Annotated in this window: 10 protein-coding genes and 1 pseudogene; 4 read left to right on the forward strand and 7 right to left on the reverse strand. The window is 72.2% G+C overall.

Translation table 11 applies throughout. From position 1 onward, the window contains the following. Positions 1 to 130: 130 nt before the first annotated feature. The 4 genes and pseudogenes from ribD (at position 131) to AS850_RS10340 (ending at position 5,388) form a co-directional block, all read left to right on the forward strand. Complete coding sequence (gene ribD, locus AS850_RS10325) at positions 131 to 1,132, forward strand: bifunctional diaminohydroxyphosphoribosylaminopyrimidine deaminase/5-amino-6-(5-phosphoribosylamino)uracil reductase RibD (RefSeq protein WP_119870260.1); 1,002 nt, start codon at positions 131 to 133, stop codon at positions 1,130 to 1,132. 32 nt (positions 1,133 to 1,164) lie between these two features. Beyond that, positions 1,165 to 1,752, forward strand: a pseudogene (gene ribA, locus AS850_RS10330) (GTP cyclohydrolase II); the annotation flags it as partial. Between the two features lie 203 nt (positions 1,753 to 1,955). Then, positions 1,956 to 3,359, forward strand: a complete 1,404-nt coding sequence (locus AS850_RS10335) for an MFS transporter (RefSeq protein ID WP_119869041.1) — start codon at positions 1,956 to 1,958, stop codon at positions 3,357 to 3,359. 70 nt (positions 3,360 to 3,429) lie between these two features. Beyond that, a complete protein-coding gene (locus AS850_RS10340; protein WP_119869042.1) occupies positions 3,430 to 5,388 on the forward strand; it encodes an ABC transporter ATP-binding protein in 1,959 nt (652 codons plus the stop codon). A gap of 37 nt (positions 5,389 to 5,425) precedes the next feature. Here the strand turns inward: AS850_RS10340 and AS850_RS10345 are convergent, their stop codons facing one another. From AS850_RS10345 to AS850_RS10375, 7 genes are all read right to left on the reverse strand, one after another. Next, entirely contained in the window at positions 5,426 to 5,998 is a 573-nt protein-coding gene (locus tag AS850_RS10345) for an isochorismatase family protein (protein ID WP_119869043.1), read from the reverse strand. 93 nt (positions 5,999 to 6,091) lie between these two features. Beyond that, complete coding sequence (gene dacB, locus AS850_RS10350) at positions 6,092 to 7,591, reverse strand: D-alanyl-D-alanine carboxypeptidase/D-alanyl-D-alanine endopeptidase (protein ID WP_119869044.1); 1,500 nt, start codon at positions 7,589 to 7,591, stop codon at positions 6,092 to 6,094. 27 nt (positions 7,592 to 7,618) lie between these two features. Continuing rightward, positions 7,619 to 8,605 carry a Gfo/Idh/MocA family protein gene (locus AS850_RS10355; RefSeq protein WP_119869045.1) on the reverse strand — a complete coding sequence of 329 codons (987 nt, stop codon included), beginning with the start codon at positions 8,603 to 8,605 and terminating at the stop codon, positions 7,619 to 7,621. Positions 8,606 to 8,651: 46 nt separating this feature from the next. Beyond that, positions 8,652 to 9,587, reverse strand: coding sequence for a ribokinase (locus AS850_RS10360; protein WP_119869046.1), 936 nt, complete (start codon positions 9,585 to 9,587; stop codon positions 8,652 to 8,654). Between the two features lie 40 nt (positions 9,588 to 9,627). Continuing rightward, the gene (locus tag AS850_RS10365; protein ID WP_119869047.1) at positions 9,628 to 10,488 is read right to left on the reverse strand and encodes a phosphate ABC transporter ATP-binding protein; all 861 of its coding nucleotides are present in this window, start codon (positions 10,486 to 10,488) and stop codon (positions 9,628 to 9,630) included. Positions 10,489 to 10,501: 13 nt separating this feature from the next. Further along, complete coding sequence (locus tag AS850_RS10370; RefSeq protein WP_119869048.1) at positions 10,502 to 11,434, reverse strand: sortase; 933 nt, start codon at positions 11,432 to 11,434, stop codon at positions 10,502 to 10,504. Between the two features lie 79 nt (positions 11,435 to 11,513). Beyond that, on the reverse strand, positions 11,514 to 13,592 hold the full coding sequence (locus tag AS850_RS10375; protein ID WP_119869049.1) for an Ig-like domain-containing protein: 2,079 nt from the start codon (positions 13,590 to 13,592) through the stop codon (positions 11,514 to 11,516). Positions 13,593 to 13,668 lie beyond the last annotated feature (76 nt).

Raw genomic sequence — 13,668 nt, forward strand, 5'->3', positions numbered from 1 at the left:
GACGAGCGTTGGCTATGGTCGAACGATTGCTCCGCTCCCTCCCGCCCTTCGTCCGAGGAATTCCGTGACCGCCGCCCCGCACGACCCCACCGCCCCGGCGACGCCCGCGGGCGGCCCGGTCGAGCGGGCCATGCGCCACGCCCTGGCCATCGCCGCGCACGGGCCCGAGCACGGCGTCAATCCGCGGGTCGGGTGCGTCCTCCTGCGCGCGGACGGCTCGATCGCGGCGGAGGGCTGGCACCGGGGCGCCGGCACACCCCACGCGGAGGTCGACGCGCTCGGCAAGCTGCCCGAGGGTGCGGCCAGGGGCCTGACCGCGGTCGTCACCCTGGAGCCCTGCAACCACCACGGTCGCACCGGCCCGTGCAGTCAGGCCCTCATCGACGCGGGGATCGCTCGCGTCGAGTACGCGGTCGCCGACCCGGGCGAGAAGTCGGGCGGGGGCGGCGATCACCTGCGACGCGCAGGAGTCGCGGCGCACGAGGGCGTGCTCGGGGCGGAGGCCGCCGAGTTCCTGCGGCGGTGGCTGCTCGCCACGACGCGGAAGCGCCCCTTCGTGACGCTCAAGTGGGCGTCGAGCCTCGACGGGCGCACCGCCGCTCGCGACGGGACGAGCCGCTGGATCACCGGGGCGGCCGCCCGCCAGCACGTCCACGAGCAGCGCGCCCGGCACGACGCGATCCTCGTCGGGACGGGGACCGTCCTTGCCGACGACCCGTCGCTGACCGCAAGGGGCGACGGCGGCGAACTCCTCGAGCACCAGCCGATGCCCGTGGTCGTCGGGCTCCGCGACGTCCCCGCCGGGTCGAGCATCCTGCGCCACCCCCGCGGCGTCCTCGAGACCGGGAGCCGCGACCCGGAGGCGATCCTCCTCGATCTCTACCGCCGCGAGATCCGCAGCGTGTTCGTGGAGGGAGGCCCCACCGTCGCCTCCGCCCTCGTCCGCGCCGGGCTCGTCGACGACTACCTCGTCTATCTGGCGCCGACCCTGCTCGGCGGCCCTCGGCTCGCTCTCGGCGACCTCGGAGTAGACACGATCAGCGCTCAACGTCGCCTCCGCGTCACGAGCGTCACCTCTCTCGGCGACGATCTCGCGATCCTCGCCCGTCATCACAGCGGGAGCACCTCATGACCGACACCGACACCCCAGCCGTCCGACCGCACGTGTCGTTCGAGGTCGAGACGACGGTGCCCACGACGCACGGCACCTTCCGCCTGCGCGCCTACCGCGACCTCGACACCGGGGCCGACCACATCGCGATCGTCTCGGGCGACCCGCATGACGGCGCCCTCGTCCGCGTCCACTCGGAGTGCCTCACGGGCGAGGCGTTCGGGTCGCTCAAGTGCGAGTGCGGCCCGCAGCTCGACGCGGCCCTCGACACGATCCACAACCAGGGCGGCATCGTGATCTACCTCCGCGGGCACGAGGGACGCGGCATCGGCCTCGTCAACAAGCTCCGGGCGTACCGCCTGCAGGAGGACGGCCTCGACACCCTCGACGCCAACCTCGCCCTCGGCCTGCCCGCGGACGCCCGCGAGTACGTCGCGGCCGCCGACATCCTGCGCGACCTCGGCGTCTCGTCGATCCGGCTGTTGACCAACAACCCGGACAAGCGCGACCAGTTGACCGAGCACGGCATCGAGGTCGAGGCCATGGTCCCGCTGGTGGTCGGGGTCGGCGCCTTCAACGAGTCCTACCTCGACACGAAGCGCGATCGGATGGGCCACCGGCTGCCGGGCGCGCTCGACACCGGCTTCGACGACGCGGATCTCGACGCCGGTTTCGACGACGCGCACTGAGCGCGTAGCATCGACAGCGGCCGCCACGAACGGCCGACCACTTTCCCGGTGGCGACGATGCGCGGGAGTCCACCGCACCATCCTGCGCCGCTTCCCCCCTGCATCTCCCCCGTCGGCGCGAGCCCCGCCTCGCGCATCCGTTCCCGGAGATCCCCATGGCAAGCAGCACCACCACGCCCACGCCCGATTCGACGGCCCCGACGAACTCGCGCTCGCGCGTCATCGTCGCGAGCCTCATCGGCACCTCGATCGAGTTCTACGACTTCTACGTCTACGCGACGGCGGCCGTCCTCGTCTTCCCCGCCCTCTTCTTCGCGAACGCCGACCCGACCGTCGAGCTCCTGTCGTCGTTCGCCGTCTTCGGCGTCGCCTTCGTCGCGCGCCCCGTCGGCTCCATCGTGTTCGGCCACTTCGGCGACCGCATCGGCCGGAAGAACACGCTCATCGCCTCCCTCCTCACGATGGGGATCGCGACGGTCCTGATCGGCCTCCTGCCGACGGCCACGGCGCCGGGCTGGCAGATCCTCGCGCCGACCTTCCTCGTCGTCCTCCGCTTCGCCCAGGGCTTCGGCCTCGGCGGAGAGTGGTCCGGCGCGGCTCTCCTCGCGACCGAGAACGCCCCCGCCGGCCGACGAGCGATCTACGGCACGTTCCCCCAGCTCGGCGCGCCGATCGGGTTCCTGATCGCCAACGGCGTGTTCCTCGTCCTCAACCTGACGATGTCCGCCGACGCCTTCACGAGCTGGGGCTGGCGCATCCCGTTCCTCGGCAGCGCCGTCCTCGTCGTGATCGGCCTCTACGCGCGGTTCAAGCTGATCGAGACGCCCGCGTTCACGAAGGTCGTCGAGACCGGGAACGTGGCGAGGCTGCCCATCGCCCGCGTCTTCGTGTCGAGCCGGCGGCCCCTCATCCTCGGCACGTTCATCATGCTCGCGACCTACACGCTCTTCTACCTGATGACGACCTTCACGCTGACCTACGGCACCACCGCCTCGAACGCCGCGACGGCCGCCGCCGCGGCCCAGGCGGCGGGCAAGCCGTTCAACGCGGCCGCCTTCGTGCCGGGCCTCGGCTACTCGCGCACCGAGTTCCTCCTGATGCTCATCGTCGGCGTCGTGTTCTTCGGCATCTTCACCCTCGTCTCCGGCCCGCTCGCGGAGCGGTTCGGACGACGACGCCTGCTCCTCGTCGTCACCTTCGCGATCCTCGTGTTCGGATTCCTCTTCGTGCCCCTCTTCGCGGGCGGGTTCGCAGGAGCCCAGGCTCTCCTCATCCTGGGCTTCGTGCTGATGGGGTTGACCTTCGGCCCGATGGGCGCCGTGCTGCCGGAGCTCTTCCCCGCGAACGTCCGCTACACCGGGAGCGCCGTCAGCTACAACGTGGCGAGCATCCTGGGGGCGGCCGTCGCGCCGTTCATCGCCGTCGCCCTCTGGGGCGCCGCGAACGGCAGCACGTTCCTCGTGGGCGTCTACCTCTCGGCGATGGCGGCCATCACGCTGGTAGCCCTCCTCCTCAGTCGCGAGACCCGCGACGTCGACTACTCCGCGAACCTCTCGTAGCGCAGGAGCGACGGCGTCGGAGCACGCAGGCGCGGAGACTAAAATCGGGTCACCTGGCACGAAAGGCATCATGAGCTCCGACACCGTCACCGCGCCGAACGACCCCTCCGTCGCGGCACCCGCCTCGCCGCGAGCGGCGAAGCCCCGGCGCCGTCCCCGGCCCGAGAAGCTCGACCGCAACGGCCGTCCGATCCCCGAGGGCCCGCGCGCGAAGTTCTCCCAGCTCGTGCCCTACCTCTTCGAGCACAAGAAGCTCATGGTCGTCATCATCGGCCTGAGCATCCTGGGAGCCGCGGCCTCCCTGGCCCAGCCGCTCCTCGTCAACCAGGTGATCGGCTTCGTGCAGGCGTCGAAGCCGCTGGGGCCGCTCGTGGCCGCGCTCGTCGCCCTCGTCGTCGTCTCCGGCCTGCTGAGCGGCTTCCAGCACTATCTCCTGCAGCGCACCGGCGAGGCGGTCGTCCTCTCCAGCCGCCGCCGCCTCGTCTCGCGGATGCTCCACCTGCCGATCAGCGAGTTCGACGCCCGCCGCACCGGCGACCTGGTATCGCGCGTCGGCTCGGACACCACACTCCTGCGCGCCGTTTTGACCCAGGGCCTCGTCGACGCGATCGGAGGCAGCCTGACGTTCGTCGGCGCCATCATCGGCATGGCGATCATCGACCCGGTGCTGCTGGGGCTCACGGTCCTCGTCGTCGCCGTCTCGGTCGTGGTCGTCGTCAGCCTGTCGCGCCGGATCCGCGTGGCCAACCAGCGCGCCCAGCGGAAGGTCGGCGACCTGGCCGCCGCCGTCGAGCGAGCGATCTCCTCCATCCGAACCGTGCGGGCCTCCGGCGCGACGGAGCGCGAGATCGAGGCCATCGACCGCGACTCGCAGGGCGCCTACGAACGCGGCCTCGACGTGGCGAGCGCCTCCGCCGTCGTCGTCCCGATCGCGAGCGTCGCCATGCAGGTCTCGTTCCTCGTCGTCCTCGGCGTGGGCGGTTACCGGGTGGCGTCGGGCGCCGACACGATCGCCCAGCTCGTCTCGTTCATCCTGTTCCTGTTCCTGATGATCATGCCGCTCGGCCAGGCCTTCGGCGCCGTGACGAGCGTCAACTCGGCGCTGGGCGCCCTGGGCCGGATCCAGGAGATCATCGACATCCCGAGCGAGACGGCGAACGACCGGGCGACGGCGGCGTCGCTCCTCCGCGGCGAGACCGATCCGGTCCCGTCGACGGCGAACGCCCTCGAGTTCGACGGCGTGGAGTTCACCTACCCGGCCGAGCCCGTCACCGACGACGTCTCGACCACGGCGAGCACGACCTCGACCTCGACCTCGACCTCGACCTCGACGGGCGTAGATCACGACCTGACCGTGCTGCGCGGCGTCAGCTTCGTCGCGCCGCAGGGCAAGCGGACGGCGCTCGTCGGCCCGTCCGGCGCCGGGAAGTCGACCATCCTGGCGCTCATCGAGCGGTTCTACGACCCGACGGCCGGAGTCGTCCAGCTCGGCGGCATCGACATCCGCGCCCTCGACCGCGCGGAGCTCCGCGCGCAGATCGGCTACGTCGAGCAGGACGCCCCCGTCCTCGCCGGCACGATCCGCGACAACCTCGTCCTCGGCGCGCCCGACGCCACCGACGACGACTGTCGCCGCGTGCTCGACGCCGTCAACCTCACCGACGTCCTGGAGCGCGGGTCGCACGGCCTCGACGCGCAGGTCGGCGAGGACGGCGTCATGCTCTCGGGCGGCGAGAAGCAGCGCCTCGCGATCGCGCGGACACTCCTGGCCGCTCCCCCGATCCTGCTGCTCGACGAGTCGACGTCGTCGCTCGACGGGATCAACGAGCAGCGGCTCCGCGAGGCCATCGACGCCGTGGCCGAGAACCGCACGCTCATCGTGATCGCGCACCGGCTCTCCACGGTCGTCGACTCCGACCAGATCGTCGTTCTCGAGAACGGTCGGGTCGTCGGAGTCGGGACGCACTCCGAGCTCGTCGTGTCGACGCCGCTCTACAAAGACCTGGCGAAGCACCAGCTGCTCGTCTGACGGGGTCGGGCCGGGCGGCACGGCTCCAAGCCCGGGGTCAGTCCCCGGTGACGGCTCCGGCCGCCCGGAGCTCCGCCAGGGCCGCCCTGCTCGACTCCGGCGCGACCCCCGCGACGAGCCCCTCCAGGACGCGGACGCGACGCCCCGTGCCGAGCGCGTCGAGCGCGGAGGCCCGGACGCAGTAGTGGGTGGCGATCCCGACCACGTCGACCTCGTCGATGCCGAGGCGGTCGAGGAGCGCCTCGACGGTCGAGCCGTCGTCGGTCACGCCCTCGAACATCGAGTAGGCGGGGACCCCCATGCCCTTCCGCACGTGCACGTCGACGAGCGTCGTGTCGAGCGCGGGGTGGTAGTCGGCTCCGGAGGTGCCCGCGACACAGTGCACGGGCCAGGTGACGACGAAGTCGGGGGCGCCGTCGAGGGCGAAGTGCCCGCCGTTCGTCCCCTCCGCGTCGTGCCAGTCCCGGGAGGCCACGACGACCTCGTAGTCGGGCTCCGACCGCAGGAGCCGCGTGATCCCGCGCGCGACGGCGGCCCCGCCCTCGACGCCGAGGGCACCGCCCTCGGTGAAGTCGTTCTGGACGTCGACGATCAGCAGTGCGCGGGCCATGCCCCCCAGTCTGCGACAGCGCGGACCCGGAGGCACGCCGAGCCGACCGCGGGGGCGCCCGAGTTCGCCGGGCGTCACCGGGGTCGTCGGGCGTCAGTTGTTGGACAGGTTCGCCCCGCACGAGTAGACGGCCGCCGTCAGCGTGTCGAGCGCCTGCCGCGCCGAGCCCGAGACGTTGCCGATCGCGTAGAACGCGAAGGTCAGCTTCGTGCCGTCCTGCGCGTCGATGACGCCGCCGAGCGTGTACGCGCTGTCGATCCATCCGGTCTTGGCGTGCACGTGGCCGCGCGCCACGGCGTTCGCGCCGGTGAAGCGGGAGGCCAGGGTGCCCGACTGCCCGGCGACGGGCAGCGTGTCGTAGAGGATGCCGAGGGAGCCGACGCGGTTCATCACCTTGATCATCAGCTGCGAGACGACGGCCGACGGCACGCCGTCGTTGAGGCTCTCGCCGGAGCCGTCGATGATCGTGATCGTCGAGGCGTCGAGGCCGTAGCCCTTCGACAGGGCCGCCTTGTAGACGGCGGTGAGGGACGCCGCCGACCCGTCGCTCCCGGAGACCTTCGAGGAGACCCGGGCCAGCATCTCCGCCAGGGTGTTGTCGCTGTTGGGGATCATCTGGCCGATCAGCGTCGAGACCGGCTGGCTCCGCACCTCGCCGAGGACGGCCGTGCTCGTGGCGGTCCCGCGCGTGATGGCCGCGGTCGAGGCTCCGGTGACTCCCGCCGACACGAGCGCCTGGCGGAACGCGTCGCCCGCGCGGCCGACGGGGTCGGTGCTGCGGGGGCTCGTGGCGGCCTGCGGGTTGGCCCGGTCGCCGTCGATCATCAGCGGGACGATGAGCGGCTGATAGCCGATGGTGCGCTCGCTCACGGGCCAGCTGGCGTCGTAGCTGTCGGCGTTGTTCCAGAAGCTCGAGTCGAGCTGGATGGAGGTCAGCGGCGTGGAGCCGAGCTTCGCCTTCACCTGCGTCGCGAGGTCGCGGATCTTCGGCGCCCCGGGGTAGACGCTCTCCGACCCGGCGGGCAGCGTGCTCAGGGTGGGATCGCCGCCGCCGACGAGCGAGATGCTGCCGCCCGTGCCGACGACCCGGGTGGTGAAGCGGTAGTCGGGACCGAGGACCGAGAGGGCGACCGCGCTCGTCAGGGTCTTCATGACGCTGCCGGTCCGGGCAGGAGTCGAGCCGTTGCGGTCGAAGACCGTCTCGCCGGTCGAGGCGTCGAGGACGGTGCCCTCGAAGGTGCCGAGGCGCGAGTCGGCGGCCTGGGCGGCGACGGAGCAGGTGCGGAGCGGCGCCGGTGCGGCGATGGCGCTGGGGGTGGGGCGCGCGGCGACGGTCGGCGTCGGCGTGGGCGTCGCGCGCGGCGCGGCGGAGGGCGCTGCGGCGCGGGACGACGCGGCGGACGGTGCGGGGGCCGACGCGGTCGACCTCCCGGACGCGGCTCCTGCGGCCACCGCCCCGCCGCCGAGGACGACGAAGGCGAGGGCACCCGCGACGATGGCGGAGGTGCGTCGGTGCTCCCGGATCCACCCCACGATCGGCGATCGGGTGCCGGTGGTCGAGGTCTGGTCGCTGGGGTGGCCGTCGTCAGTCATCCGGTCCATCCTACGAAACGAGGAGCGTCACGCCACCTCCCCGGGGTAGGTCACCCCGATCCGACGGCGGATCTCGTCCATCGTCTCCATCACGGCGATCGTCGCGCCCGGGGTCAGGCGGTCGGTCCCCGACCAGCCCTCGCGGGTCAGACGGTCGAGCTCGAGGGCCTGGTGCTGCATCCCGCGAAGGGTGCCCTCCTGACGGTCGAAGCGTTCCACGACGGTGCCGTCGGAGTCGACGACGGTGAATCCGTGCGCGCTGAAGAAGGTGTCGGAGAGTTCGATCCGACCACCCTCGAGGTCGATCCTGGCGCTGTTGCTCTGGGCGAGATCGAGCGCGGCGTAGAGATGCGACTGCGCGCCGCCCGCGTGGCCGAGGAGGATTCCGACCCGGTCGTCGACGCCCTGGGCGCTGAGGGTCGCCGTGGCGTCGACCGACTCCGGTGCCCCGAGCACGTCGAGCGCGTAGGAGACGGGATAGACGCCGAGGTCGAGGAGCGCTCCCCCGCCGAGCTCCGGCGCGTTGATGCGGTGCCGCGGGTCGGTCGGGAGTCTCTGCCCGTGCGTCCCCGTGAACAGCCGGGGCCGTCCGAAAGCCTCGGAGCGCAGGATCTCCCGGATCCGGTCGTTCTGCGGGAGGAACCGCGTCCACATCGCCTCGAGCGCGACGACGCCCGCGGCCTCCGCCGCCGCGAAGATCTCCCGCGCCTCGCCGGCGTTCACGGTGAACGGCTTCTCGACCAGCACGTGCTTGCCCGCCCCGATGGCCAGGAGCGCCTGCTCCAGGTGGAAGACGTGCGGCGTTGCCACGTAGACGACGTCGACCGCGGGATCCGCGACGAGGGCCTCGTAGTCGCCGTGCGCCGTCTCGATCCCGAGGCCGGCGGCGAACGACCCGGCGCGCCCGGCGTCGCGGGAGCCCACGGCGCTGACGGTGATCCCCGAGCCCTGGAGGTCGCGGACGAAGGTCTCGGCGATTCCGCCGGTCCCGAGGATTCCCCATCGAAGTGTCATGGGGCTGTTCTACCAGGCTCGCGACGGCGGAGGCGGGCGCGCGTCGTCAGCCGGCGTCGACGGTCAGGTCGGCGGGGCGCGCGTACGACGTCTGCGCGCCGACGCCGCGGATCGCGAAGCTGCCCGCCGCGACCCCCAGGCGCACCGCCTCGGGAAGCGTCGAACCGCCCGCCAGGGACGCGGCCAGCGCGCCGACGAACGCGTCCCCGGCGCCGGTGGTGTCGACGACGTCCGCGGTCTTCCGGGCGGGCGCGTGACCGGAGGCGTCCGCGTCGGCCCAGACCGCGCCGAGCGACCCCAGAGTGATCACGGCCGATCGTGCGCCGACGGTCCCGCCCTCCTCGACGAGGCCGCGGACCGCCGCGAGCGCGGACGCCACGTCCGTGACGGTCGCTCCGGTGAGCGACGCGGTCTCGGTCTCGTTGACGACGAGCGGATCGGCGAGCACCAGCGTCTCGCGGGTCGCCGCGCGATACGGCGCGAGGTTGATGATGACGCGCGCCGCGACTCCTGCGGCCGCCCGGGCCGTCTCGGCGAGGACGTCGAGCGTCAGTTCGCCCTGCAGCAGCACGAGGGCGCCCGGGCCGCCGACCCGCTGCACGGCCTCCACGGCCCGCTGCGGGGTCACGGTCGCGTTCGCTCCCGAGACGACGGTGATGGAGTTCTCGCCGGCCTCCTCCACGGAGATGAGGGCGAGACCGGTCGGCTGAGCGTCGACGATTCGGACGGCGTCGATCTGGACGCCCTCCGTCTGGAGGGACCGCAGGATGCTCGCCCCGTCGTCGTCGCGCCCGACGGCTCCCACGAACGTCACGTCGCCGCCGAGCCGCGCCGCCGCGACGGCCTGGTTGGCGCCCTTGCCGCCCGGCTGCTTGGCGAGACCGTGGGCGATGACCGTCTCGCCGGGGCGGGGTGCCCGTTCGACGCGGACGAGGTAGTCCTGGTTGGCCGACCCGACGACGATGATGCGCGCTCCGTTCACGCTTCCACCCTGTCACGCCCGTCCGGTTCTGCCCGCCCCCCTAGCCGAAGCGGCCGTGGACGTAGTCGGCGGTGCGCTGATCCTGCGGGGCCTCGAACATCGCCTCGGTCGAGCCGTGCTCGACGATGGCGCCCGGCGTGCCCTGCTCGGCGAGGAAGAACGCGCACCGGTCGGAGACGCGCTGGGCCTGCTGCATGTTGTGCGTGACGATGACGATGGTCACCTCGGTGGCGAGCTCGGTGATCGTCTGCTCGATGCGTCGGGTGGAGGTCGGGTCGAGGGCCGAGCAGGGTTCGTCCATGAGCAGGACCCGCGGGCGGACGGCGAGGGACCTCGCGATGCAGAGGCGCTGCTGCTGACCGCCCGAGAGGCCGCCTCCGGGCTGCCGGAGGCGGTCCTTGACCTCGTTCCAGAGGCCCGCCTTCGTGAGGGTCTCCTCGACGAGGTCGACGCGGGCTCCCCGGTCGAGCTTCCGACCGGTCAGGGCGAGGCCGGCGAGAACGTTGTCCTGGATGCTCATGGCCGGGAACGGGTTCGGCTTCTGGAAGACCATGCCGATCTGCCGGCGCGCGTCGGTGATGCGCCGCGCGGCGTCGTAGATGTCGACGTCGTCGAGGAGCACCTCGCCCGCGAGCGACGCGGACGGCACCAGCTCGTGCATCCGGTTGAGGGTGCGGAGGAAGGTGCTCTTGCCGCAGCCCGACGGGCCGATCAGGGCGGTCACGTGGCCGGCCGGCATCGTGAGCGAGACCCGGTCGAGGACCTTGTGCGTCCCGAACCACGCGGAGATCTCCCGGGCGTCGAGGGTGGCCGGCTGTCCTGCCGGTCGGAGGGGCTGCTCTTCGGCGGCGTCGGGCTGGGCGAACCAGCTGTCGAACTCGCTCGCGAGGGTGTCGGTCATGGGGGGCTCCGGGTCACATCAGGTTGGGCAGGAGGAGGGTGAACTGCTCGGCGGCGAAGAGGCCGACGACGAGGACGACGGGCACGGCGACGACGAGGGTCTGACGGCGGCCCCAGAATCGGAGGCTCACCGCGAACAGGGCGATCAGGGCGAAGAGCCCGATGAGCCCGATGACGAGGAACGGCCAGACGGAGCCGTTACCGGCCATGGTGAGCTCCTCCTCGCCCAGGGCGGCGTAGCCGAGCGCGCGCTGAGGCGTCGCCAGCGGGGCGGTCTCGAGCTTCGCGTCGACGCGGACCACGGTGCTCGGCAGGAAGGGGATGCCGGAGGCGCTGACGAGCGTCAGTCGGCCGCCGCCGGCCGGGATCGCGTCCGGGACGGGATCGCCGGTGAACCGGACGTCGCTGACGACGTAGCGGGCCGTCCCGAGGCCGGTCGTCGTCGTGACGACGTCGCCGGGGGTGAGGGCGCCGATCGATCCGAAGGGTGCCCCGTAGGCCGCCTGCCGACCGTAGAGGACGCTGGCGCCCGCCTGGCCCGGCATCGGGGTGTCGCGGCGGTGACCGGGGCCCTGGCGGGTGACGTCGGACGAGGTGCCCTCGAAGACGACCTCGTGGACGCCGATCGCCGGGATCGTCAGGACCGCGACCGAGGTGCCGACGGGCAGGAGCCGCCCGTCCGTCCCGGTCTGCCCGACGGGCGCCGTGGCGTTGGCGAGCTGGTAGCGGAAGTCGTCGAAGGCGAGCTGCTGGTCGCGGGAGTGCTCGACCTGCGAGACGCCGACGAACTGGGCGGCGAAACCGACGAGGAGCAGGCCGATCACGATGATCGCGGATCCCCCGAAGCGCCATCGGTCCGGCTCGGTGAGCGCGGGGAGCGACTGCGACGCGGCGGGGCTCGGAGGCTCGGGCAGGCGCGGCGCGGGCCGCGGAGTGGTGGTGGTCATGGGTGGCGCGACGTTCTTTCGACGAGGACGGGGAGGGCGGCTCCGCCCCGGAGACCGGGACGGAGCCGCCGGGGTGCTGCTACTTGACGACCTTCAGGGTGGTGCCGCTGTTGTGCGTCGCGTTCCACAGGGCGGAGCCGTTGTAGAAGAACACCAGGGTGTGCGTTCCGACCGAGAGGCGCGGGATCGTGAACGTGACGGCACCCTTCACGATGCTCGTGTTGCCCACGATGACCTTGCTGCCCTCGCGGATCTGCACCTGACCGGTCGGAGCGACGGAGCCGGCACCGGTGACCGTCATGGTCACCTTCGTCGTGGCGGTCGACTTGACGGTCGGGAGCGTCGGCACGTTGACGTGCGGCGTGCCCTTGGCGACCTTCACGGCGAGGGCGGCGCTGGCGCTGCCCTTGGTGCCGCTGGTGGCGGGCACGTACGTCGCGATGATGCTGTAGGAGGTGTGGTTCGGGTAGAACGAGGTGACCGCGGAGCTGGCTCCGGGCGCGACCTCGGTCGTGCCGAGGACGGCACCGTTGTTCGTGAACGTCACCGTGCCGCCCGCGGAGTCTCCGCCGGCGATCTTGGCCGTGACGACCGCGAGGCGGCCGACGACGAAGGCGTTCGACGTGACGGTGGTCTTCGAGACCGTGGCCGCGCTCGAGACCGCGACCTGCGAGGTGGCGCTGGCGCTGGATCCGACGCCGCCGAGGGCGGGGACGAACGTCGCGGTCACTGCCGTGGTGCCGGCGGTGGCCAGCGGCACGTCCGCCGTGACGCTCGTGGCGCCGCGGGCGATCGTCGCCGTGGCGAGGGTCGTGGTGCCGGAGCGGAAGAGGACGGTGCCGCCGCCGTTCCCGAACGACGCGACGGTGGCCGTGGCCTTGACCGTCGAGCCGGCCTGTCCCGAGTCGGGGATGGAGAGCGTCGTGGTGCTGGTCGACGCGGGGAAGGCGCGGAGCTGCGCGTAGCCGCAGGTGGTCGCGGCGCTCGTGGCCGGCTCCGGGAGGAAGCCGTAGCGGGTGATGACCGCGGTCTGCTTGCAGACGAGCGACGTCGAGCCGACGAACGTCTTGGCGATCTGGCTCGACGGGTCGTCCGCGAGGCGCGAGGGGACGATGTTGTAGACGTCGCGGACGAAGCCGGCGTACGACGGGTTGGTCGCGTAGGCCGTGCCGCTGCCGGTCGTGGCGGCCGTCTGCGAGCCCTGGGTCTTGCCGAGGACGGCGAGCTCGACGCCGGCGCGACGGTCGGTGACGCCCGGGGCGCCGTTCGCCTGGGCGACCCACTGGCTGACCGAGAAGGGCGCGATGGCGAGGGTGTCGGAGGTGGTCAGGTCGACGATCGGCTGGCCGTTGTGCTCCTCGATCGGCGTGCCGTTGTCGGTGTCGGTGACATTGGGGTGGGTCGAGGTGTACCCGCTCGCGTCGGTCCCCCCGATCTGTCCGATGAAGTAGGAGCGCGTGCCCGAGCCGAACTTGGGCAGGATCGGCTGGAGCTTGTAGGCCTTGGTGCCGGAGGGGGCGCCGCCCAGGGTCTGGCCGGCGGAGTTGTAGCTGCCGTCCGCGTTGAAGTAGACGTAGGCGACGTCGCCGCTGTAGATGTTGCGGAGGGTCGGCTCGCTCTTGCCCTCGGTGCCGTCGCCGATGTAGAGCGGGACCTTGGAGAGCGGGCTGCCCGGGGCGAACGCCACGTCGACCGCGTCGCGGGCGAAGGGGACGTAGGCGACGACGCCGTCGGCGAGGGTCGAAGCGGGGCCCCCGGAGGAGCGCGCGAAGTCGAGCTGACCGACGACCGACGAGTCGACCGTCGTGCTGGTGCCGTCCGCGAGGGCGACGCCCGACTTGTTGGCGAGCTGACCGATCGAGACGAGCAGCTCGTCGCGGCCGGCACCGGAGCCGCTGACACGCGGGATGGCCACGCCGCCCTTGCGCGTGACGACAGTGGCGCCGCCGGAGTTGGCGTTGTAGGAGGCGATCTGTCCGCCGCCGATGCCGGTGGCGATGCCGTTGACGACGTCCTGGGTGGTGTCGGAGCCGAGACCGACGAGCGTGCCGAACGTGCCCGTCGCGGGGTCGGCATTGGCCGGCACGGCGAGCGCGCCGACGAGCAGGGCCGCGGCCCCGAGCGAGACGCCGAACTTGCAGAAGGTGGTGACCTTCATGGCAGGTGTTTCCTTTCGTGTGGTGGACCCGCCCGGGCGGCGGAGGAGCTCTCCGGTGCGGGGTGCTGCTGGGAGT

Source organism: Frondihabitans sp. 762G35 (assembly GCF_002074055.1).
GTDB lineage: Bacteria > Actinomycetota > Actinomycetes > Actinomycetales > Microbacteriaceae > Frondihabitans.

Coding starts and splice junctions, on each gene's coding strand:
- AS850_RS10335 (WP_119869041.1), top strand. CDS start 1,956: ATGGCAAGCAGCACCACCACGCCCACGCCCGATTCGACGGCCCCGACG.
- AS850_RS10345 (WP_119869043.1), bottom strand. CDS start 5,998: ATGGCCCGCGCACTGCTGATCGTCGACGTCCAGAACGACTTCACCGAG.
- AS850_RS10365 (WP_119869047.1), bottom strand. CDS start 10,488: ATGACCGACACCCTCGCGAGCGAGTTCGACAGCTGGTTCGCCCAGCCC.
- dacB (WP_119869044.1), bottom strand. CDS start 7,591: ATGACTGACGACGGCCACCCCAGCGACCAGACCTCGACCACCGGCACC.
- AS850_RS10355 (WP_119869045.1), bottom strand. CDS start 8,605: ATGACACTTCGATGGGGAATCCTCGGGACCGGCGGAATCGCCGAGACC.
- ribD (WP_119870260.1), top strand. CDS start 131: ATGCGCCACGCCCTGGCCATCGCCGCGCACGGGCCCGAGCACGGCGTC.
- AS850_RS10370 (WP_119869048.1), bottom strand. CDS start 11,434: ATGACCACCACCACTCCGCGGCCCGCGCCGCGCCTGCCCGAGCCTCCG.
- AS850_RS10375 (WP_119869049.1), bottom strand. CDS start 13,592: ATGAAGGTCACCACCTTCTGCAAGTTCGGCGTCTCGCTCGGGGCCGCG.
- AS850_RS10340 (WP_119869042.1), top strand. CDS start 3,430: ATGAGCTCCGACACCGTCACCGCGCCGAACGACCCCTCCGTCGCGGCA.